This is a genomic window from Bradyrhizobium sp. NC92, from assembly GCF_025200865.1.
In the GTDB taxonomy this organism is placed as follows: domain Bacteria; phylum Pseudomonadota; class Alphaproteobacteria; order Rhizobiales; family Xanthobacteraceae; genus Bradyrhizobium.
This window is the reverse complement of sequence record NZ_CP104171.1, coordinates 6723425-6746055: the sequence shown is the minus strand read 5'-3', so window position 1 is coordinate 6746055 and position 22631 is coordinate 6723425. Positions and strand designations below refer to the sequence as shown.

At 59.8% G+C, this 22631-nt stretch carries 12 protein-coding genes and 5 pseudogenes; 11 read left to right on the top strand and 6 right to left on the bottom strand.

The genetic code is table 11. The annotated features are described in order from the left end of the window. Positions 1-21: 21 nt before the first annotated feature. Both N2602_RS31625 and N2602_RS31615 read left to right on the top strand, forming a co-directional pair. Complete coding sequence (locus N2602_RS31625) at positions 22-1788, top strand: FAD-dependent oxidoreductase (protein ID WP_260380528.1); 1767 nt, start codon at positions 22-24, stop codon at positions 1786-1788. 719 nt (positions 1789-2507) lie between these two features. Continuing rightward, a complete protein-coding gene (locus N2602_RS31615) occupies positions 2508-4022 on the top strand; it encodes an ISNCY family transposase (RefSeq protein WP_260380527.1) in 1515 nt (504 codons plus the stop codon). Positions 4023-4244: 222 nt separating this feature from the next. Here N2602_RS31615 and N2602_RS31610 read toward each other — a convergent pair whose 3' ends face one another. Together N2602_RS31610 and N2602_RS31605 are read right to left on the bottom strand one after the other, a co-directional pair. Then, the gene (locus tag N2602_RS31610; protein ID WP_260380526.1) at positions 4245-5834 is read right to left on the bottom strand and encodes an ISL3 family transposase; all 1590 of its coding nucleotides are present in this window, start codon (positions 5832-5834) and stop codon (positions 4245-4247) included. Positions 5835-6337: 503 nt separating this feature from the next. Beyond that, a pseudogene (locus tag N2602_RS31605) lies at positions 6338-6885 on the bottom strand (transposase); the annotation flags it as partial. A 554-nt stretch (positions 6886-7439) separates the two neighbouring features. On the opposite strand from N2602_RS31605, the gene N2602_RS31595 reads away from it, so the two are divergent. Beyond that, on the top strand, positions 7440-9695 hold the full coding sequence (locus N2602_RS31595; protein WP_260380525.1) for a hypothetical protein: 2256 nt from the start codon (positions 7440-7442) through the stop codon (positions 9693-9695). Between the two features lie 9 nt (positions 9696-9704). Here the strand turns inward: N2602_RS31595 and N2602_RS31590 are convergent. Further along, a pseudogene (locus N2602_RS31590) lies at positions 9705-10472 on the bottom strand (IS5 family transposase). A gap of 280 nt (positions 10473-10752) precedes the next feature. Between N2602_RS31590 and N2602_RS31585 the strand changes: the two are divergent. The 4 genes and pseudogenes from N2602_RS31585 to N2602_RS31570 all read left to right on the top strand — a co-directional run. Further along, positions 10753-11328 (top strand): tyrosine-type recombinase/integrase, encoded by a 576-nt coding sequence (locus N2602_RS31585; RefSeq protein WP_260383743.1) that lies wholly within the window; start codon positions 10753-10755, stop codon positions 11326-11328. Continuing rightward, positions 11264-11785 (top strand): IS1096 element passenger TnpR family protein, encoded by a 522-nt coding sequence (locus tag N2602_RS31580; RefSeq protein WP_260380524.1) that lies wholly within the window; start codon positions 11264-11266, stop codon positions 11783-11785. The genes N2602_RS31585 and N2602_RS31580 overlap by 65 nt, the downstream gene beginning before the upstream one ends. 858 nt (positions 11786-12643) lie before the next feature. Then, entirely contained in the window at positions 12644-13462 is an 819-nt protein-coding gene (locus tag N2602_RS31575) for an inositol monophosphatase (protein ID WP_260380523.1), read from the top strand. 350 nt (positions 13463-13812) lie between these two features. Next, positions 13813-15480 (top strand): annotated as a pseudogene (locus N2602_RS31570) (DPP IV N-terminal domain-containing protein); the annotation flags it as partial. Positions 15481-15733: 253 nt separating this feature from the next. Here N2602_RS31570 and N2602_RS39005 read toward each other — a convergent pair. The 3 genes from N2602_RS39005 to N2602_RS31560 all read right to left on the bottom strand — a co-directional run bounded on the left by N2602_RS39005 (position 15734) and on the right by N2602_RS31560 (position 17961). After that, on the bottom strand, positions 15734-15808 hold the full coding sequence (locus tag N2602_RS39005; protein ID WP_409241929.1) for a hypothetical protein: 75 nt from the start codon (positions 15806-15808) through the stop codon (positions 15734-15736). Between the two features lie 224 nt (positions 15809-16032). After that, entirely contained in the window at positions 16033-16353 is a 321-nt protein-coding gene (locus tag N2602_RS31565) for an integration host factor subunit beta (RefSeq protein WP_260383742.1), read from the bottom strand. Positions 16354-17553: 1200 nt separating this feature from the next. After that, positions 17554-17961: a hypothetical protein gene (locus N2602_RS31560; RefSeq protein ID WP_260380522.1), complete on the bottom strand. Its 408-nt coding sequence runs from the start codon at positions 17959-17961 to the stop codon at positions 17554-17556. 1210 nt (positions 17962-19171) lie between these two features. Between N2602_RS31560 and N2602_RS31555 the strand changes: the two are divergent. The 4 genes and pseudogenes from N2602_RS31555 to N2602_RS31540 all read left to right on the top strand — a co-directional run. Then, positions 19172-19489, top strand: a pseudogene (locus N2602_RS31555) (cytochrome-c peroxidase); the annotation flags it as partial. A 60-nt stretch (positions 19490-19549) separates the two neighbouring features. After that, positions 19550-19921 (top strand): annotated as a pseudogene (locus tag N2602_RS31550) (EAL domain-containing protein); the annotation flags it as partial. A 282-nt stretch (positions 19922-20203) separates the two neighbouring features. Further along, positions 20204-20557 (top strand): hypothetical protein, encoded by a 354-nt coding sequence (locus N2602_RS31545; protein WP_157285417.1) that lies wholly within the window; start codon positions 20204-20206, stop codon positions 20555-20557. A gap of 194 nt (positions 20558-20751) precedes the next feature. Further along, positions 20752-22026, top strand: coding sequence for a methyl-accepting chemotaxis protein (locus tag N2602_RS31540; protein WP_260380521.1), 1275 nt, complete (start codon positions 20752-20754; stop codon positions 22024-22026). Positions 22027-22631 lie beyond the last annotated feature (605 nt).

The following is a 22631-nucleotide window of genomic DNA, read 5'->3' as shown; positions in this document are numbered from 1 at the left end:
AGGATGGAATGGACAAGCCGATTGATCAATCAGGCGATGAGAAGACAATTGCATTGCCCCGAGGAAGAAGTCCGGACCATGATTGGGAGACCGATGTTTCTTGTGGTCGGTAGCGGCGCGGCCGGACTATCAGCGGCGCTATATGCGTCGAAGCTCGGACTGCGGGTTACGGTGTGTGAGAAATCTCCGCGACTTGGCGGCACCACGGCGCTGTCGAACGGCATGATCTGGGTTCCGTGTTCGCCCCAGGCGCGGTCCGCCCAAATCGACGACTCGCTTGTGAAAGCCCGGACTTACCTGCAACATGAACTTGGCACCCATTATCGACGAGACCTTGTTGAGGCCTATCTTGAAGATGGTCCAACTGCGCTCTCAGCACTTGAGAACGGGACAGAGGTCGAGTTTACGTTTGCGTCTGCGCCTGATTATCACTCGAGCCAGATCGGCGGCGTCGATAGAGGTCGGGCGCTCAGCCCTGCACCTTATGATGGACGGCTTCTAGGCACCGACTTCGATCTTATCGGTGATCCTATTCGTGTTGTGCTCGGGGGGATGATGATCTCCTCTGGCGAGGTGAAAAGCTTCTTGAACCCTTTCCAATCTCTTGCTTCGCTCAAGCATGTCTTGCGTCGTCTCAGCCGTTACGGGCGGGATCGCTTAGCTTACAGGCGTGGCACCGAACTCAGCGGAGGCAACGCGTTGATCGCGCGGCTGCTCGTGAGCCTGCGCAAGTATGGCGTCGACATATGGCCGGCCTCTTCCGTCATAGATCTCATCAATGAAGAAGGACGCGTCACGGGAGCAGTCGTCAAGCTGATCGATTCCGACATTCGCGTGCGCGCCTCGCATGCGGTCATCTTGGCTACGGGCGGCTTTGCTCGTAACGCCCGCTTGAGAGCCGAGCTAAGCGGCCGTCACCAGCATCACGACACTCTGGTCCATTCCGATGTCACGGGCGATGGCATCAGCATGGCGACCAGGATCGGAGCTGCAATTGACAATGATGTGGCCTCTGCCGGCTTCTGGACGCCCGTGTCAATTCTGAAGAGCGGCAGCGCCTCGCACACTGTCCCGTACGGCTGGCTCGACCGCGGTCGTCCCGGCGTCATCGCGGTGGGGCCAAATGCCAGGCGTTTTGTCAACGAATCCAATTCGTACCATGACATCTGCCTGGCAATGTTCAACGGTGGATATCCGGCAGACAAGCGATTCTACTTCATTTGCGACAGCGAATTCGTCCGGTTAAGAGGCATGGGACATTTGCTCCCCTGGCCCTGGACCTTGAGCATCGGCAAATATGCACGCCTGGATTACATCAAGGTGGCGAAAACCATTCCAGAGCTTGCGGGCCAGTTGAGACTTGATCCCGCTGAGCTACAAAAGACCATAGAGGAACATAACGCGCACGCTGCCGAGGGGCGCGATCCGCTTTTCAATCGTGGCGAATCGGCTTTCAATCGCACGCTGGGCGATACGGCCGTGGGAACGAAAAATCCAAATCTTGGACCAATCAGAAAGGGCCCTTTCGTCGCGCTGGCGATCGTCCCGGCAACGCTAGGTACGGCGACTGGGCTGGCAACCGATACTGACGGCAAAGTCTTGGACCGAAATGGCAGCCCAATCGCAGGTCTTTATGCCTGTGGCAATGACATGACCTCGCCAATGCGTGGGGTCTATCCCAGAGCAGGCATCACAATTGGCCCTGCCATCGTATTCGCATATCGCGTTGTCAATAGCATCCTGGCTTCGGCTCGTCAGGGACAAAGGGCTGCAGCTTCTGGAGCTTAATGGTCAAATTCAGGGGCCTGGCGGCACGATCGCGCGATCTCTGTTCGGGCGCAGATAAGCCAGTTGGAACGAGAAGTCGACGCTAACCAGCGTCTTGATTGCCGAGATACGCGTCATTTGTAACGCGATCCTGATTGCGGCCTTGCGCCCCGTGAACTCCTCGGCAAGCAGGGCTATAGTGCAGGCGCGAAACTTCGCGAATGGGGCGTATGGACAGTCTCTTCGTTGGCAAGCCGCCGAAAAACGCCGATGACGATCCCGCTCACGGCTGGTCCCCATAATCATCGGCCAGTCCGGCTGTAGGCACTCGTTGCTGGGCAAATCCGATGGTGGCTACACAGGGATGGGGGAACGGGCGCAGGTTGGATATTGGGCTTTGTCCGGAGCGTCGATCAGCATCTCGGCGGCGGACCCAGCTTAACGGCCTCGGAGCCGATGCGCTCAATGGGTGGTTCGCGTGAAGGTGCGCCATCTGTGTCTAAGAGGCAAGAAGGCCAAGTGAAATTGAAAGCGCATCCGCTTGTCTCGTCGGCGACGCGTGACCAAGGCAGGCGAAGCAGATCGCCGAGACGCAAGCCGGTATGACCGCCGAGATCGACCGCATTGCGCGGCGGCGATCAGGGTGAGACACCGCATTGCCTCACCTTAATTATTACCGGATGCTAAGCCGTTGCCTCACGTAAATTGCTCCCTTGGATCGGGAACGAGCGGGGGCGAAGGTGGGGCGGCTAAGCATGGCGACGCGGAAGGAACTGACGGCGGCGGCAAGCGCGCGCTATCGGACGTCGGATCGCGCGAAGAAGTCGCGGATATTGGATGAGTTCGTCGACATCACCGGATTCCATCGCAAGCATGCGATGCGGCTTCTTCGAGGTCAGGAAGACCCAGGCCCACGCCGGCGGGCGCGACGCCGGGTCTATAATGAGGCAGAACACAACGCGCTCGTGCTCCTTTGGGAGGCATCAGACCGGATCTGCGGGAAGCGGCTGAAGGCGTTAATGCCTGCGCTGATTGAGGCGATGGAACGGCACGGCCACCTCGGCCTTGCCCCCGAGATCCGCGACAAACTTTTGGCAATGAGCGCTGCGACGATCGACCGCGCATTGGCGCGGGTCCGAGAAGGATTAGGTCGCAAGCGCCGACGGCACGCGACGCACTCGTTGCGTCGCAGTATTCCAATACGAACGTCGGCAGATTGGAACGATCCGGCGCCGGGGTTCGTCGAGGCTGACCTTGTAGCGCATAGCGGTCCATCGGCGCGCGGCAGCTTCATCCAGACCCTCGTGCTCACCGACATTGCTACCGGCTGGACGGAGTGCGCTCCTCTGATCGTGCGCGAACAAACTCTGTTGAGCACGGTGTTGACGGAATTGCGCAAACAATTGCCCTTTGCGCTGATCGGCCTCGATACGGACAATGATACGGTGTTCATGAATGATACGCTGAAAGCCTACTGCGATGCGGCCAACATCGTCTTCACGCGCTGCCGGCCCTACCGGAAGAACGACCAGGCGTTCGTCGAGCAGAAGAACGGCGCCGTCGTGCGCAGGATGGTCGGCTATCGTCGGTTCGAGGGCCTGGAAGCGGCCAAGCTGCTGGCTGAACTCTATCGAGCGGCGCGGCTGTTCGTGAACTTCTTCCAACCCTCGTTCAAATTGATGACCAAGCAGCGCGACGGTGCTCGTGTGCGCAAGACATACAGCGCGCCGGCAACGCCACACCAGCGCTTGGCCGCCGACGCCCGCACGCCCGACGCGGTTCGCCACCATCTCCAAGAAATCTATGCCGCTCTCGACCCGGTCGCGTTGTTGCGCGACATCCGCGGCGCGCAGGAACGCCTCGCGGCGCTCGCGGATACCCAGCCAATCGCCAATCCTGCTGCGGCATCGCCATCGATCGATCTCTTCCTGGCAAGCCTACGAACCGCCTGGAAGGACGGAGCGTTGCGACCGACGGATCGGCCAATCGTGAAAGCGAAAAGAGGCCGGCGTCGTCCCGACCCGCTCATCCGGGCAACGGTAGATTTGCGAAAATGGTTTGAAGCCGAGCCTTGGCGGACTGGTAGCGAACTGCTCTCCCGGTTGCAGGCGGAATATCCTGGAGCCTATCCGAACAAGCTTCTTCGAACGCTTCAACGTCGGCTTAAATCCTGGCGCAGCGAGAAAGCGAACGCGTTGTTGTTCGTTCCTACGGAGGAAACGCTGCTGGGGCATGAGGTCACAACAACCCAATGATGTGGCAGGCGCCAGCGAAGGAGGCCGGGCGCTCCGAAACCCCGGCCATCTCCGCACCCGGCCTCCTCCTCAACTCAAGCCGGGAGCAAAATAAATGAGGCAACCGATCACACTCGGGAGCATCGATAGGTGAGGCAATACGCGCTCTCATCCTGATTGGGTTCTTCCGCACATTTGGTGCAGCATGAGCGATCGATGGTTGGATTGGTTGCCCGATCGTTCTCAAGCAGCTAGGAGGACGCGTCGACGCAATAGCGGGTAGCTTGCCCGGCCATACATTTGTCGTTTGATGGCTTTGATCCTGCTGATCTGGCCTTCGACCGGACTGGTCGTCCAGGAGGTAGTTATTGCCGCTCGGACTGCATCGATGTCGCGCGCGATGCCGTTGGCGAAGCTCTTGAGCTCGCTGTTGCCTGCTTGTGCGATCCATTCATCGAGCCCGGCGATGTCGCTACCACTGAGAAGGGAAACAAACCGCTTCGCCAGATCAGCCGCCGTGGCGAGTTCCGGAGCTTGCGCAAACAGATGGCCGAGGAATAGCCTGGCTTCAGCGTCGATCTGATCCGGATCCTGGCTCAAATACCAAGCACAGCGACGACGCGTGGGAGCTTTCCAGGTCAGATGTGGTTGTGCTGTTCCTCCCGCGTCTGCATGTGCACGCCTGTCAGCGGCCCATCGCGCGACGGTCACACGACTTCCAGTATAACCCTGTTGCCGAAGCTCCCGCCAGAGCTGCTGGCCCACGTGGCAGCCGGAGGCCCACCGCGCTTCGAGCCATGCCTCGAAGGGCGCGAGAAGATGTGAAGGTCTGTGAGGACGCGAATGCTCCGGTTCGCCGCCAGCGGCCAGCCAGCGCTGAACAGTGCGCCTGTCGACGCCGAGCAGTTGGGCGATCCTGGATGTCGGGCAACCTTGCTCGCGCAGGCGGCAGATTTCATCCCAGCGTTCGCATCGCGCAGCCTTTCGATCCGCCCGCAACTGTGCAAGGCCGGGCGGCGGCACGGAAGCGCTGGTCTTCGCTCGTTGCGCGGACGCCATGATTTGCACGGCGGCGGCTACGTTGTGACGATGGCGGCCGACCGCGTGGCGCAGGGCCTCACCCAAGCTGTTGAACAGGTGCCATCGGTCCGCCACCTGCACCGCGTCGGGCGCGCCGCAGCGTGCGCCCTCAGCATAGAGTCCCGCACGATCGCGGGCGACGACCTTGATCCCCGGCCAGCGCTTCAGCCAGCTCGCAACACTGTCAGCGTTACGATCGGGAAGCAGATCAAGCACGCAATTGCGCTCCAGATCGCAGATGATCGTTCCATATCGCTGGCCACGACGCCAAGCCCAATCGTCGATTCCGACGACGGTCGGAGCAACGAAATCCGGCAACGGGGCCGAGTGAATCATTCGGAGCAAGGTGTCGCCGCTGACCGGCATGGCCAGTTTGCGCGCCAGGCGCGAGCCGGGCTCTCCGCCGACCGCAAAGCCGATCGCCAGTTGGCTCTCGCCGAGGCGGGTTGTGCGTCTTGCTTTCGGCCGCACCGTTGCCGGTAGCCGCTCGGTGAATATCCGACGCGGGCATTGCAGATTCGCGCATCGAAACCGTCGCGCGTGAAGCCGGATCTCGACAACCCGACCCTGCCAGGGCAGATCGGCTAAGCGTCGCACGTAATGGCTGTGGACGCGACCCGTCTGGCAGCCGCAATAGGGACAGAGCGAGACCGCTGACTTCGGCCGAGCCACGAGCACCACCCTGTCGGTCTGGGGAAGGATCTCGACAATCGAAAGCTCGGAGGAAACCAGTGAGCGGAAGGCTTGGAGCAAGGCGAATCACGGGCGTCGACTGCGATTCCGGCCTTATGCCCTTATTCGCACTGTCCGTGAATCCTGCACCCTGCACCAAATGTGCGGAAGAACCCCTGATTGTCGCGCTATACTCCTGCACGCTTCATTTGCCTCATTGTCTCGCTTCATCATTAGTTGGCAGTGCCGTATGCGTGGTGCTGAAACAGGAGTGCGTCGCGCCCATTCGCTGCCATGAGTCGGCGCCGAGCGTTATCAAGAGTTGTCATGATACCGCACTTGAATAGCCGGTGCTCACGTCACCTTGTACCATCACGTTTACTGATACCGCACAGGGAGGAACGAGCACGCCTGTTTTTAGAATTCCCCGATTATCGCTGCGAACAGCCTCATCCGGAGGCGGCGCTAAGTCCGGGCCCAGCGGCAAAAAACACGAATCCCGACAGAGGTGCGCTCTGCCGGTGAGCGACGTGCATATCGGCGGCGGGACGCCGACCACCGGCACCGAGCGATTTTCTCGCTCTGGTGGAACTCCTGCGCCACTGCTTTGCATTCGGCAAATCAGCTACGACCAGTAGCGCGTCCCGATCCTTGCTCAGGCAGTCGGCCGCCTTCTCGTATTTGGGCGTGTAGCTCTCGATGAAGGCGTCGAACGCCAGCTCGGCTGTGGCCTTGGTTTCGGCCATCCAGATCTCCTGCAACGCGCGTTTGGCTTTCGGGTGCTGGCTCTTCGGTAGTTTTCCGAGCACGTTGGCGGTCTTGTGCACCCAGCAGCGCTGCTCGCGCGTTTTCGGCCAGACCTCACCAGCGGCCTTCCAGAACCCGAGCGCGCCGTCGGCGATGGCGAGCTGCGGGACCAGGTCGAGCCCGCGCCGCTTCAGGTCGAGCAGCAGATTGCGCCAATCGTGCGCGCTCTCGCGCGGCGCCATCGGTGAAGCCGACCAGTTCCTTGCGGCCTTCCGGCGATCCAACCGTCCTTCAGCCGGCCGATGGCGGATGCCGACAACCCGGCAGCATCCTTGCCGAGCAGCGCCGCCGGCGCCTCCGAGAAGTCGCCGACGAGCACGCCGCGTGGCAGAAGCGCGATCTGTCGGCGAAGCGCTACATCTACATCTGGGCCGATGGCATCCATCTCCAAGCACGCCTTGAAGACGAAAAGCAGTGCATCCTGGTGCTGATCGGCGCGACGCAGAGGTTGTCTTGACGGAACGTTCCACATCGAGCCAGATCTACGCATTGTTGATCCGAAACTCTTTGGTCGAACAATAGCATCTCCTCCCAGTTAGTAAGAGCTTTGCTGCTGCCGAAAGTCTGAAAATCGACCCTGCGGTTCGCCATGCTGACGGCTTTCGGTATTCGGGAATGACTTTGGCAGGGCTGTTTCTGGCAGCGCACATTTCCATACTGGTCAAGGCGAGGCAACGGAATGCGGACAGGCGCTACAATCGACCATCCCGCACCTTATGGGCCATCCCATATTGCTACCTCAGCACCACAACAGCTTCCATGAAATTGGAACTCGGACGGCGGGATTGTGCATCCGGAGAGCATCCTTCGTCAGCCAACCGTCAGCCAGGCGGCCTATCCAGGGACGCTGCGCATTGCTGACCGTATGGGGGATGGAACATGACGGGCATTGGCCGATCTGGCGAACCGCACGTTGGGGCTGCAGGAGCCGACAGCACGTCGGGATCGAGCAGTCCGCATTCGGAGCCAAATTTTGTCCCTGCGGAAGGCCACCGAGTTTTCAACTCCGTCTTGGAGCGGATGTGCTTAGCGCCTGAAGAAAGAATGGCGACGCTCGCGAGCGTGCCCTCAGGTTCGGGTGTGGCTGTCCCCATTTCCTCTAGCGGTGACGGGATCAACGCAGCGAAGCAAAATATGGACGACCTGCTTGAGGAACTTGATGCTTGTCACAGTGCTGCCATGCGCGCTCAGAGCTCGTCTGAGGCGCAAGAGCTGATCGATAAGGTCGTCAAAGTAGGCGCAGCAGTTCTGGAGTACTACGCGAGCCTGTCTCCAAATGTGGCGCGCAGCATTTTGTCCGAAGATCAGGCCCGCCGAGTTCGTGACCGGACTCTGTATGCGGGGGACGAATGCAACGCGCTGGCCGCACCCACTATCTACGCCTTGGAGCAGCGTAGGGAGAATGCGGGAAAGATACTCGAGCGGATGCGCCAATCCAATGCTCCGCCCGACCAACTGATCCGAGCGGTTTCCAGTGCGGCGAAACACTATTTGGCCTGCACGGAGTGGTGGGAAAAGAAGGCATTGCGCTCTGAACGGATGCAGTCCGTCTGCGCAGCCACTGCCAACTTGTCAAGTGCAACGGCCGAAATGCGACAGGCCGAACAGGCGACACTGCGGCTGCATACCGGCTGGGCACTGAATACGAGGTGCGTGCATCTGCAATCGCAAGTCCTTCTCGCGCGGGTCATGATTGAGTCGCACGCGAGCACGCTCGACCCGGCCGTCAGGCAAATCCTCTTGGGTGAGAACGGTCGGACACGTCTACTCGGAACCTTCATGGGCGATGTTGTTCCGGCATTCCTCTCAACGGGCGACGCTGTTCTGCACAGCAAAGGACAAGCCCTCGACGCAGAGCACTGCGCCGTTCTGGAAGGGGTCATGGAGCGGCTATCGGAATTTGCGTCGGCACTGCCGAACATGGTTGCCGAGCTAAGGCATAGGGGAGCAAGTCCCGAGCTTCCGTTGGATCTGTTGGATCAGATCGTGGAAGGAGCGTGGGTCACTGCCCATGAGGTCATGCGCCTCCTAGCAGTGCAGCCGAAGACACCAGCCATCATTGCACCGCCAACGGAGGCAGGCCTTGCGTTACCGGCCGACGCTGCCGGCAACGACCCGGCGGCCGAAGGCAGTCCAGCGCGCAGGAAAGGGAAGGGCAAGCGCAGGCAGGCCGGAGGTGTGGGGAGTTCGGCAGCCGGGCAGCACGAGCCGCAGCTCGCTAGGCGTGAAGCCGACACGGCGCGAACCACCAAGGTTATTGTGCTCTCGGATCTGGGCACGAAGAAACTCGCGAGCGCGGAGGAGGCGCATACGAGGATGTCTTCGTCGGCGAGGGAACACTTGGCGATATGGCAGGCTCCGCCATCGAAGGAGACACTGACGCGCCTGCTCGCGCGATTGGACGAACTCTTGCAATTCGATCTGCGCCGTGAGCAAAGAGCCATTTCGCAAGCGCGTCACATGAAGCCCGAAGATGCCGACCACGTCGTGGACACCGTGGTTGAGCGGCTGCAGAGCCAATCTGCGGAGATCGACGCCTGTGTAGCCGCGCTGGACGAACCTCGCCGACGCGGCCTACTCACGCCTATGCAAGTGCCCGAAGTGCACGACAAAATAGTCCGCCTCAAGGCGATGTTGTCGGAGGTTCAGGGGCAGGCACATGCTTTGAAGGCGCGAAAGGCTTCAATCGAGATCGATTGCATGAAGACCTATGCGTTTCCCTCGCAGAAGTACCTCGAACGGTTGCAGGCGGCCGAGGAGTTGGATCCATTGGAGTCACCGCGCGCGTTGAAGGGTGAGCCAGGAACGCTGTTCGAGATCAAGCTGCAGCCTAGGCCACTGCGCAATGGTACGGTGAATCCGATGTGGGTGCACATCCATACGAAGCGGCCGGTCTATGCGTGGCAGTTAACGACATTGGATGACGCCGAGTTCGCCGCTTGCCACGTGAAATCCAACGAACAGCGCGGCTACAATCGCCTCTGGCAGAACGCTCGAGCTGCAAAGGGTCACGAAGACGTCGTGATCCATCGCGGCAAGCTCACGCCTGCGTTCTGCAAGTCCCTGTTAGGTTCCGCTTTTAGCGGCTATCCAGGGTATCCTTTTGCCGGAACGGAGCGCGGGGCGCGCAGCTGAATCGATACACTAGCCTAGGGTGGACTCAATTGATCGAAGCCAAATTCGCACGGAAGCGAGTTGAACGAAAGCGAAGAACGTCGCGCCGAGCTTGTCGTAGCGGGTGGCGATGCGTCGAAACTGCTTCAGTTTGTTGAAGAAGCGCTCAACGTGATTGCGCTCGCGATAGATGGCCTTCTTCCACCGGAACCTCTTCTTCCGGTTGAATTTGTCGGGAATGTTGGGGATCGCACCCTTGATCGCGGATATGGGCACGAACACGATCGGCGTCGTAGCCTTTGTCGGCGATGACGACGGCGCGCGCATCGAGGCCGTCGAGCAGGGCCTCGGCGCACGTCACGTCGTGGGCCTCGCCGGGGGTGATCATGAGGCGGACCGGGCGGCCTTTCGCCTCGACGCGCGCGTGGATTTTGGTGGTAAGGTCGCCTCGGCTTCGGCCCACACAACGATCTCCACTCTTTTTTTCACCCCGGAGGCATGCTGATGGACCCGCACGATCGAACTGTCGATCATCTGCACCTTGCCATCGTGTGCCTTGACGACCGCATCCATCAGCCGGTCCCAGATGCCGGCTTTGCGCCAGCGGTTGAAGCGATTGTAAGCGGTCGTATAAGGCCCGTATCGCTCCGGCAGATCGCGCCACGGCGCTCCTGCGCGCAGAACCCAAAAGATGCCGTTGAGAACGCGGCGGTTGTTGCCTGGCTTGCGACCTCGGCGGTCCTTCGGGAGAAGGGGTTCGATAACACTCCACTCGAAATCTGTCAGGTCGTATCGCATGATCCCAGCCCCGATGTTCGGTAGCTTGAATCATGGTCCGCTCTGATCCGCTAGTCGAATTTGAGTACACGACCTTCTGTAATGGGCCCGATGATGTCAAGCCTCTCGATTGAACGTCACGCCGCCGAGCTCATGCGTCTGTCCGTGGTCAACACCTGGCCGCGACATCATGCTGTGAGAGGGAGCGGTGAGCCTATCTAGATGCGCGTGATTCAATGCCGCCGCGAATTGATTAAGTTGTCGGCTAGAGCGATTGTCCTGGGCGCTGCGATTGAGCGACGTGCGCGGGTTCGCGAGCCATGTCGCCAACTTCGATCCGAGAACGGAGGTGCCGCCCGTCGGCATGCTGCCCGGATGGAAGCGCGCCAAGCCCTATGTCTACAGCGACGCGGAGATCGATGCGTTGCTGACGGCGGCGCTGGCTCTGCCACCAGCGGACGGGCTGCGCCGATGGACCTACCATGCTTTGTTCGGGCTGATCGCGGTGACGGGCATGCGTATATCCGAGGCGATGGGCCTGGAGCGTGATGACGTCGACCTCGGCGCCGGCGTGCTGAAGGTCCGGCTGACCAAGTTCGGCAAGTCGCGGCTCGTGCCATTGCATCCGACCACGAGAAGCGCGCTGCGCGACTACGCCGACCGGCGCGATGCGCTGCTCGGATCACGCTGCGGCTCGACCTTCTTCGTTGCCGAACAGGTAGGCCGCTTGCTGCACCAGTACGTTCATCGCGCCTTCTGGCGATTGTCCAGAGAGATCGGGCTGCGGCGCCCAGGTGATCGTACGGCCACGCGTGCACGACTTCCGTCATCGCTTCGCCATCCGGACGCTGCTCGACTGGTATCGCGAAGGCAATGACGTCGAGCAGCAACTCCCAGCTCTCTCCACTTACCTCGGCCATGCCCGCGTGCGCGATACCTACGGCCACCAGCCCATGGATGCCAGCAGAGCGCGGCTTTGCGATATCGTTCGCGAGACCGGCGCCGAGACGATCCACTGTCTCTATGGCTTCGGCGACAGCTGGGACCATGTGATCAAGCTCGAAAAATGGTTTGAGAACACCACGTCGGAGGGACTTCCCCTCTTGCTCGAGGCCGCCGGTCGTTGCCCTCCGGAAGACGTCGGCGGTGCGCCAGGCTATGTCGAGTACCTCGATGCCATCAGCGACCCCGCCCATCCCGAGCACGAACACATGCGCCTCTGGGGCCCGGAGCGATTCGATCCCAACGTCGTCGATAGGAAGGCGCTTGAGGCCGCAGTCAACGCCTTATCCGACGTATGGAAGCCGCGCCGACGCACCACGCGCTTAAAATAGGCGTAGGGCCGCAGAGCTACGCTTACGGTGAACGATACGGCACGAACCTCTAACCTCGGGAGCAAGTATCCTTTGTCGCCGAACGAACTACCGATTTGAACCGGAGTGTGCGCATCTCTACATGTGGCTTTTTGCCGGCTCGGTGTGGCAGCCCAGGATCCCATCACATCGCGGTACGGACTTGGACCTTATGCCGTTCAGCTCGGATTCGCGGCTCTGCGCCAACTTGACGTCATCGAGGTCGCCCGCGTCGCCCTGGAAGAGCTTCAAGCCGAGGTCCCCCTGGCGATTTGTCTGTCGGTCTGGGGGGACATGGGTCCGACAATTGTTCAGAAGCTGGACGGACAACTTCAATCGCCCTTGTCGGTTCGTGTTGGCTATGTATCACCGTTATTATCGACCGCCATGGGGAGCGTCTTTCTGACCTTCTTGCCTGAACACGAGCTTCGGCCTGTTCTAGCTCGTGAAACCGTCGTTCATGACGAACAGCCCGACGAATTGCTAACGTCCGTGCCCGCGTGAGGGCATTTGGCATAGGGTGTCAATTAGCCCCGCCTGTCGCTCGCGGAGCGACTATCGCTCAAGCCGCGATGGTGATATCCGGGGAAGGCTACAGGCGTTGTTGTCGCGTCGGACAGGATCTTCGCGTCGATTTTTGTTGTTTTTTCGGTCCGGCGATCTGCTTTTGTGTAGCGCTCTTAAGAGGCGCCGTGCAACGATAACTTCCACATTCGGCGCGATGCCATTGGAATTGCGCCTGCACAAACCGCGATGTTCGTTGACAAAGCAACTGAAAGATGGCCGGATCGATGCCGACAGGAGCTGCTGTGAGTTGTTGAATTCGCACAATCTAGTCGAATGCATTGGCGCACTCTTCGACGAGGTCGCCAAGTCCGAGGTGATGCCGCGGTTTTGCGGCCTGATCCGCAACGCCGTATCGCAGAAGACGGCGGCCTTCGATGTGGTCAGCGAAGCGGACGAGGCCTCGGAGAGGCTGATCACCGAACGTCTTTCGCAATCGTTTCCTACCGTATCGTCATCGGAGAAGAAGCGACAGCCAGAGACCCGAGGCTTCTCGGGAGAGTCGGCACCGAGGAGGTGGTCTTCGTCGTTGACCCCATCGACGGCACCAAGAACTTCGTCTCCGGCGTGCCTCTCTTCGGCACGATGATCGCCTGCGTCGCTAGAGGCCAGACGATCTTCAGCGCGATCCATGACCCGGTCTGCGCGAGCACTGCGTTCGCCGCCCGGGGCGAAGGGGCTTGGGTCGCGGGGCCGGACGGCACAAAGCAGACGCTGGGCGTATCGGCGGTGGTTGACCCCTGCGAAATGCGCGCGGTCGCCGGCGCAAACTTCATGCCGGAGCCCATGCGTTCGATGTTCCTACGCAACTCGACGAAGCTCGGCTTATCCTTTTGGATGCGGTGTTGCCCTCATGAATACCGGATGGCCGCTGCGGGTAACTGCGATCTCCTCGTGTACAACAAGCTAGCTCCCTGGGATCATCTCGCGGGGTTTTTGCTGCACCAAGAGGCAGGCGGCTACGGTGCACACCTGAATGGCGATCCGTATCGTGTCGGAGATCTGGACGGCGGCTTGATGTGCGCGCCTAACCGCGAAGCCTGGACAGCCGCTCATCGTATGTTGTTCGCGGAAGGTCAGGGCGCTTTCGCGTAATCCGGTATGTCTGGGTAAGGAGGGGAAGCGGACCTGCTGCCCCAGCTTCGAATTGTTGCCTTGTGACCCAAAGCTTATTCCTGGCGGGCTCGCCTGCAATTTGACGACTAAGTCGGGTTAGTACGTTCCGGGCAATCCAGCAGTTGCCAACTCAATCTCGCTTGCGCCTCCGCGACCGCTCTGCAAACCTTTGTACCAACGCTCACAATTCAGCTTCGCTGTTTGGATTCGACCGGATGACGAGAACAACAGCCGCGCCGCAGACGACAAATTCCATCAGACGACTCTCAAGCATCAGGACATCGTGTGCTGTGGAAGTCAGGCTTCGGCATGAAGTCTGACGAAGCTGCTATGCTCTCTCGACGCTGACATGGTCTCCAGACTCGCGTCACCTCGCGGGCTACCGAAGCCGTCCAGGTCACAAACGGGAGGTCCATTTTGTCGAGTCATCACCGACGAACCAGCTTCAACCGAGACATTGGACCATGACGTATCCGAGGCCGGGTGATCCTTTGGCGCTACCCCAGCCGGTGCTGTTTGGCATTATCAGCCAGCGTGAGATCGCGATCGACAATGCCTCTTTCCCAAGTCCCTACTATCTCTCACCGATCCAGTGGTGGGAGGCCAATCGCGGTTTCACTTTCGAGTACAATCGGCGAGGCCATCAGCTCTATCGTATTGTCGAGGTGGAAGCTGCCACGGGCAAAGTGCGCTCTCTGATCGATGAGCGCAGCAAGACTTTCATTGACTACCATTGTCTTGTGGGGAGCATACAGGGAAAAAAATTCCGCTACGACGTTGAGGACGGACTGGAGATCATTTGGGCTTCCGAGCGCGACGGATATGAGCATCTCTATCTTTTCGATGGTCGGACCGGCGAACTCAAAAATCAGATCACCAGAGGAGATTGGGTGGTCCGCTCGGTCTATCCCGTCGATCCAGTCAAGCGTCAGATCTGGTTCGGCGCGAGCGGGATGAACGCCGGGGAGGATCCTTACTTCGTTCACGCCTACCGCATCGACTTTGACTGGACAGAACTGACCACGCTCACGCCCGAGACGACCAATCATCACATCGAGTTCTCACCCGATGGCCGGTACTTTGTCGACCGGTGGTCACGCCTCGATATTCCGCCGCGTTTGGTGCTGCACCGGACCAGTAACGATGGGGAGATATCTCAGGTCGAGAGCGCGGATATCTCCGAACTCGTGGCCGCTGGTTGGCAGCCGCCACTCAGCTTCCACGCAAACGGGCGGGACGGAGAGACCGAGATATGGGGATCATTCACCTGCCGGCCAATTTCGATCGAAACAGGAGTTATCCGGTCGTGGAGCACATCTATGCCGGCCCGACCGGTTCGTTCGTTCCCAAGTCCTTCTCGGCCTCGGTCCAGCCGCTCGCCCAGCTAGGATTTATCGTCGTTCAAATCGACGGTATGGGTACGAACCACCGCTCGCGCGCGTTCCACGATGTCGCCTGGAAGAATTTGAAAGACGCCGGCCTTCCGGACCGAATCCTGTGGCACAAGGCGGCGAGCGCGACCTATTCGTGGTATGATATCTCGAACGTCTGGATTTTTGGCGGATCTGCCGGCGGGCAGAACGCTGTGAACGGGTTGCTCTTTCTACAAGGTAGCGGTCGCCACCAACGGCTGCTACGACAACCGGATTGACAAAATCTGGTGGAACGAACAGTGGATGGGGTGGCCGGTCGGCATCGAATATGCGCAATCTTCTGCCGTCGACAACGCCCACAGGCTGCAGGGCAAGCTGATGCTTATTGTCAGCGAAATGGACCGCAATGTCGATCCGTCCTCTACATTCCAGCTTGCGGATCGGCTCATCAGGGCGAGAAAGTACTTCGATATGCTTGTCGTGCCTGGCGCAGACCACGGAGCACCTGGCAATTATTGCCAGCTCAAGCTCTTAGACTTTTTCGTTCGCAACATTCTAGGGCAGATACCGCCTAACTGGAATGCCGAAGGGACCGAGTTGCGGATAAGCGATTCAGGATCATGATGACGTGAAGAGCCAACATTTCGCGGCCCCCTCAGATATCAGGAGTGTTGCCCTTGAAAGCCGGCGAAGCAAAAGCTTCTCAGTGATCTCTGATATTGGAGCGCTGCGGTCGTATCAAGTCGGCGCGTAGCGCATGGCTTTCGGGCGCCGCTTCGCTGATGGCCTCCGCGCCGGCGCATGTGTGTTGCCTCGTTTCATGACTTAGCCCCGGCCTTGGAGTCGGGGTATTTGATTGCACCCTGAAGGGAAGAAATCATGAAAACAATGACGTAATTGCGGTCCGCGCTTGTGGGACGATATGCCCAAGCTGGTAGTGGTTCGTAATCAACCGATTCGCCGAAATGTTCCTCCGTCAACCGTGTTCGCTGCACCAGCGTCGTTAGTCTTCCGCCGGAGGTACCTGTGTTGATCGAGCTTAGCCCATGCCATTGAAAGGCACCGCGATCGTGCTGCCAAGAAGGTAAGAATGTTGGCCGACATGCGCCAACGGGTAGTTGTATGTGGCGCCAGGCAGAGCTAATTTGCGTTCAGCGCCAGCTGATGCGCATGGTCCTAGGCTGCTTCGGACGGCAAACTTGCCGACTTTCGGTCTCGCGTCGCGTTCAACCGGCCGTGCATCTCCTTGCTGGCCTTAAAGTGCGGGAAGCGCTTCTCGTCAACTCGCACGAGCTCGCCTGTTCGCGGATTTCTGGTCATGCGAGCCCGCCGTTGCTTGGTAGAAAAGATTCCGAAGCCGCGAAGCTCGACCCGATCTCCGCGCTCGAGCGCAGCAACGATCTCGCCGAGAATTGCGCCTACAATTTTCTCGACGTCACGCTGGTAAAGGTGCGGATGTCGGCCGGCGATACGCTCCACGAGTTCGGACCTAATCATTGACGCTACCATCCACAGCATTGATGAACGATCATTTCCTCGAAAGCGCCGGCGCATGTCAAGCCGCAGCTGGGTCGAACGACCAGAAACTGCCGAACGCAAGTCGGCTGAAATGACGAAGCATTTGAAATTTGGCATCACCAAGGTAGCGCTGGTATCTGGATCTAACAAGTGCCTGCAACGACTCTGCTAGAACTGTGCTCCTTTTTGCTCGCTTGTGGTTGTGGTTTTGCGTTGATCCTCAAAAACTTGGCGGCCGTTTCATCTATTGTCGCCAATCTTGCCAAACATTCACGATCGAGAGCTGGTGCTGTTGGGAATGAGAACGGACAGTCTGATATCTGACGTGCGAAGCCAGCATGCCACATCGCCGGCGACGATCGGCACTGTTGTTGATCATATCGATGGATCCAGAGTAATCGACAATCAGACAGGAAGGTCGATTGAGCGATGTCTCAACCCTACGTCAATCGACGTATCGAATCGTAACGCAGCTAGCGTTGTCGCCGAAGAGGGCGGTTTTCGGGGCGTCTCATCTGAGCGCGCCTGTGACAGCCCCGATTGCCACCACTTTGGGGACGAGGCGATCCGGCGTTTTCTGGCCTGTGTCGGTGACGACTATCCCCGCGCTCTTAACGTGGCACGGTGGCTGATCGGGCCGTGGGTCGCCGGCCAAGATTGAGCGAGCGGATCATCCTAATTCGAAGGAGCGTTGGTGGGGGCGATGCCCTCCGTAACTGATCGGGGGCTTCGGCGGCACTGTCAGCGGAGCGCCTTCTGATCCTTCGCCGCACATGGCTCCGATATACTTGCCAGCGTCACGAGGCCTCGGCCGCCGAGCTCAAGCTGATCGTCGATCGGCCGCCCCTTGCCCACCGGTCATCCACTTCGCCGGATATTGATCATGCGAAGGTTTGCGGCTGTCTCGGTTTGCAGATGCCCCCTCCGAGCTGGCCTTAAAAGCGGCCTTCGCATCGACGAGATCATCCGCGCTGCCAAAGGGCGCATCGGCCGGATGCACACCATATCCCGGAACTCGCTAGGCCGGTCGACGCTTGCCGACGTGGCGTTCATCTTGCCGATAGCTGGCAGCTTAATTTTGACGAACCGTCGAATTTCAGAACGGCAATTTCCAAAGGACATAGAGAAGCCAAGCGATGGCACCCCAGAAAACGATTCCCCGCACTATGAAAACCAGTGTCATGGCCGAGCCGAAACATATGGTCCGCGTGGGTGCCCATGCGGCTGCGCCATAGCGATTTCATCGATCGCGTCCGCCAGTCCTCGTAAGAAGACCTGATACCACGCATCATCATCAGGCAGCTCCCACTCCCGCAGGCTGGCGACGTATCGGGTGAGAGCGATAACGCCCCCGATCGTGGTTGGCGCCGATCGGATGAGCACATTTGCATGCTCCGTGAGAGCCAAGTTCCGTTGGCCGCTGATTTCGTCGGCGGCTTCAAATTCGCAGACTTTCTCAAGTTTCGCCGATACCGACGCGGCGGCATCGTAGTAGGCGGACAGTTCGCGATGCTTCTGAATGACGACGAAGATCAGATCTCGATCAGCTGCAGCAGCCGACGGCGTAGAAAGTTCCTGCGATGACATGCTGGCCCCGGATAAATAGCAACCCGATGTTAGCATGCCAGCTACGGAGATAATCGGCGTAGAGGCGCTTGCATCCGCTGTCTTTCTGCTCAATCGGCTTGAAGATGAGATGACATTCGCGAGGATTGGGCGAGAAAGGAGCTCGCGGGCGTCAGAATCACCCAGCCGCACTGTTCGTCCCTCTCGGAATCTTCTGTGTGGAGGCCACTATCAGGACGATTCCTGCTCGCGAGCTGTGAGAAGGCGCCGGATGTCATCAAACACGGATGCATAGGACAACTTGTTCCTCTAGCCCTTCGTTGCAAAGATCGCCAGCGAGCTGCAGAACGTTGGCGATGCTTCCTCCCAGTAGGACCTTAATGGCGGGGTGTCCAGACCTGATCCAGCCCGCCTCCGTCGCTCGGCGCGCCCTAGCCTTGATGAGGCCACATCGATCTGCCCGCCTCGGCCGGACCCTTGACGGAACTCGTCTGCATGGATCGCTGCCAGCACGCGATAGCCGCACCCGCGCGAGTGTTCGGCAAGCGGCTGGCGCACCAGTATGTCGCAATCTACCATCAGGACGGTCGGCTTCGACAGCGGATGCCCTCATTGCATCGATGCTGCGATCAGCCGCGCAATGCCGCGATACCTGCTTTGGGATGAACCTGCCGAACTTGCTGGCGGCGACTGCTTCGTTTTGGTTCCCGCAGCCGATAAGGACAGGCACCGCTGGGTATTTGGCGCGAACAAGCTCGGCAAATCGGACCGTCGAGCTCTCCACTTTGATTTCGGCCGAATGCCCGCAGGCGGCCACGCCTCAAGCCTCTGTTAGTGCAGAAATGTCAAAGCAAGTACGCGACCTGAATTAGGGCATCATTAAGTAAGAACGTTTACAAGAGAATGCCGGAGCCGTCGCTTGTCCCGCGTAACGGCTCCGTGCCCTGCTTGCTAATCTCGCCGCCGGTTTCGGTCGGAGCGCCAATCGCGCGCGCCGGCGCATTAAGATTAGTTATAGTGATAAGCGAGCATCTCAATCGATGGGTCCGATGAGGCTTTGGGTCGGCTTGCATGTCTGGTGGCATTCTTGCCGGTGGGCCTGTCTTTTGCTCTGACCACGGGAGAGCAGCCGGATGAACTCGCGGCCGTCCGCGCCACCTATCGTCGGAGCGAAGCGATTCCATTTCCGAGCAGCAACCCCTATTCGGACGCGAAAGCTGCTCTGGGAGAAATGCTGTTTTTCGATCCGCTGCTCTCGCGCTCGAAAACGCGCTCCTGTGCGACGTGTCATAACCCGTCACTTTCCTGGGGAGATGGCCTCGCGCACGCCATCGGCGAGGATCCGAAAGGCCTTCCGCTTCGTGCGCCGAGCCTGATCGATATGGCCTTCATTGAGCCGTTGGGGTGGGACGGGAAGTTCGCCGATATTGAATCGGTTGCCTTTGGTCCGATCACGAATCCGATGAACATGAATCTCACCGAAGCGGACCTGATAGCGCGCCTCTCGGCTATCCCTGCCTATGGCGAGGCGTTCACTCGCGCGTTCGGAGATGATGCTATCACCCGGCCCCGGATCGAAGCGGCGTTGGCAACGTTTCAACGCACCAAGCTGAAGGCGCTCGGTCTCCGAATCGCCTTGGACGATTTTGGGACCGGCTATTCCTCCCTCAGTTATCTCCGCGGCTTTCCGTTTGATAAGCTCAAGATTGACCGGTCGTTCGTCCGCGATGCGACGGCGATGACTGGATCGAAGCTGATCGTCAGGTCCATCATTGACCTCGGAAAAAGCCTCGGCATGACCACGACAGCGGAGGGAGTCGAGACGATGGAGCAGTTGAACCAAATGAGGGCGGAAGGCTGCGATGAGGCCCAAGGGTACCTGATCAGCCGTCCGGTGCCTGCTACTCAAGTCGCGTCTACGATCCTGGCATTGAGCAAAGGCGTTAAGAAAGATCGCTGGCGCAATGTGATCGCCAGTTAGAGCGCTGGATCCGCGCAGCAGATAAGGGATCAGGACGATCCGTCCCCTCAGCCATTACGCATGGTCGGCGTACAGAACGCAGAGCCAGCAACCTCGAGGAGGGGCACCCACGTTGCCGAAAGTGGGCCTGCCGAACGCAGGCAAGAGAAAATAGAGCGCCACTGCTGACCACGTCCCCCGCCGGGTCGGTAAGCGGACTTACCTGTCACTGGGCGAGCATCGGCGCGATCCGTCAACCTGAAGGTCTACCCTCAGTTAGGCTCGCCGCCTTATCATCATGAAATGGGATCCGGTCAGATCAATCGCAAAACGCAGGTGCCGTCGTGGCTGAATGCGGCGGCGCTGCTGATTGCGAGTTGGATCGTCATCGTGGCACTGTCGCTGCAGGTGCGCCCGGGTGCCGAGGTAGTGGCAGTGGCCTTCCCGCCATGGTGGGGCACCGAGCAAGTCTTCCTGGCCGTGGCATCCGCCAATGCCGCCATTGTCCGGACGACCGCCATATCCGTTCTCTTGGTGGTGCGGCCCGACGACCACGATGGATTGACGCGGCTGCGCCAAGCCGGCGCCTGGCTGATGCTCGACCCGCAGGCGGTCGCCGCCTGCCTCAGGGCAGATGATTTGAAGCGGACGATTTGACAAATGGGTTGAGGATAGAGAATGACGTTCGAAGGCAATGAATTGGCACGCTTGCGGCAGTCCACGACCAGGATCTTGCTCGCCGTACTCTGGGTGCATGCGCCGATTTCTGCGATCGTTGGTACGACGCTCGGTGGCAATTGGCTTATTCCTTGCTCCTTCATGGTCGCCATGGCCCTGACGGCGACGCTGTCGTGGCGTATCGCAACTTGGTCTTGGCCGTGGCCTTGATGGCCGGCGCGTCAATGCTTGTCTTCCAGTTCGCAGGTCATCATTGGCAAGTCGACATGCACATGTACTTCTTTGCAGCGCTTGCAACCCTGGTGGCCTATTGCGATTTCCGGCCGATAGTCGCCGGCACAGTGGCGGTCGCGCTGCATCATCTGACGCTAAACTACATTTTGCCGGCGGCCGTGTATCCTGGCGGTGCTGACCTCGGCCGCGTTGTTCTCCACGCCACAATCCTTCTTATCGAAGCCGGCATATTGATCTGGCTCGCACATACGCTGTCGCAATTGTTCGAAACGGCGGCACAGAAAACTGCGAAGGCCAAAGTCGCGAGCGCCGCCGAAGCGCGGGCTAATGCCGACCGCATCGAGGTCGAACGGACCAAGCTGGAGCGGGATGCAAAACGGCGAGAACTCTCCGTCGGATTTGAGCGCAAGATCCGCGATGTCGTCGAGGCCGTTGCCGTGGCGGCCAACCAGATGCAGGGTCTTTCCGCGTCGATGAATGACGGCAACGCGGAAACGGCGCGGCAGGCCGCGGCCGCTGCCGCCGCATCGACGCAGGCGTCCATGAACGTGGAAACAGTTTCGTCCGCTACTGAACAGCTTACAGCCTCGATCAACAACATCGCCGAACGGGTGGCGCACGCCGCGCGAATCTCCGGCAAAGCGGCTGCGGAAGCACGGCGCACCAATGCCGTCGTGGAAGGCCTTTCAACGGGTGCGCAGAAGATCGGCGAAGTGGTCACCCTGATTCAGAATATTGCCGGTCAGACCAATCTGTTGGCCTTGAATGCGACCATTGAGGCCGCACGAGCCGGCGAGCACGGCCGGGGATTTGCGGTCGTCGCCAGCGAGGTCAAGGCACTGGCCAATCAGACTGCCAAGGCGACCGAGGAAATCGCCTCGCAGATTCAGAACATCCAGACAGCCACGGGCGACGCGGTCGACGCCATCGGGGCGATCGGTGGTACTATCGCCGAGATCGACAAGATCTCCGGCGAGATCGCAGTCGCGGTCGATCAGCAGGGTGCAGCGACGCGGGAAATTGCGGGCAACCTGCAGCAGCCCAACGACCGCACCAAGGACGTCAACACGAGCATCGTTAGCGTCAATCGTGCGTCTGAGGAAAACAACCGCGCAACAACACGGCTGCTCGAGGCTGCAAATGGGCTGTCATCCCAATCCGACCAGTTGAGGTCCGAGGTCGTGCGTTTTCTGGGTTCTCTGCAGGCGGCGTGAGCGTCCGGCGTGTTGACCGATGACGAATCCCGCCGGGCGAGGACCCGAGACACCATCGGAGCAATCTCTGCCCGGCTTGACGACACCGTCCGCGCCGCGGCCCTGTCTGCCGCTCCTCGTCGGCGGAGGCGTGGGCGCCCACGTGTCGTGCGCAGCTGCCGTCGGGGCCACCGAGCTCGATCCGGCTTGGTTGGAAGCGGAGCTGAGCCTGCAGTATGCGGGCTTCGACCCGCTCTCAAGGCCCAAACCAGTAGATTCACGGACTCAAAAAATGTGGCGCGGACAGCTATTTTGTCCTGCAGCACCGGGGCTCGCCTATTTCATCGCTTTTCATGTTTTTTCCGGTGGGCCGCAGGCGGTTCGTCTGCGGCCATTTTGCACCCAGACCTCGAAGATGCTGCGGAGATGTTTGTCCTGCCGCAGCGCGCGCGATCTCTGCCTGTCCGCGGCGACTCCCGAGCCGCGAGCCGCCGACAAGCGTCGGCTTTGCACAAGCAGCCCGCAGTGCCGAAACTTCGAGGTTGATTGCGCTTCAGATGCCCAAGGAAGGTTGCTTAAGCCAGATCGGGGCGGTGGCACCGAGGTCCTCTCCGAGCCGACTGGCG

Coding starts and splice junctions, on each gene's coding strand:
- N2602_RS31595 (WP_260380525.1), top strand. CDS start 7,440: ATGACGGGCATTGGCCGATCTGGCGAACCGCACGTTGGGGCTGCAGGA.
- N2602_RS31575 (WP_260380523.1), top strand. CDS start 12,644: ATGCATTGGCGCACTCTTCGACGAGGTCGCCAAGTCCGAGGTGATGCC.
- N2602_RS31565 (WP_260383742.1), bottom strand. CDS start 16,353: ATGATTAGGTCCGAACTCGTGGAGCGTATCGCCGGCCGACATCCGCAC.
- N2602_RS31560 (WP_260380522.1), bottom strand. CDS start 17,961: ATGTCATCGCAGGAACTTTCTACGCCGTCGGCTGCTGCAGCTGATCGA.
- N2602_RS31545 (WP_157285417.1), top strand. CDS start 20,204: ATGGGATCCGGTCAGATCAATCGCAAAACGCAGGTGCCGTCGTGGCTG.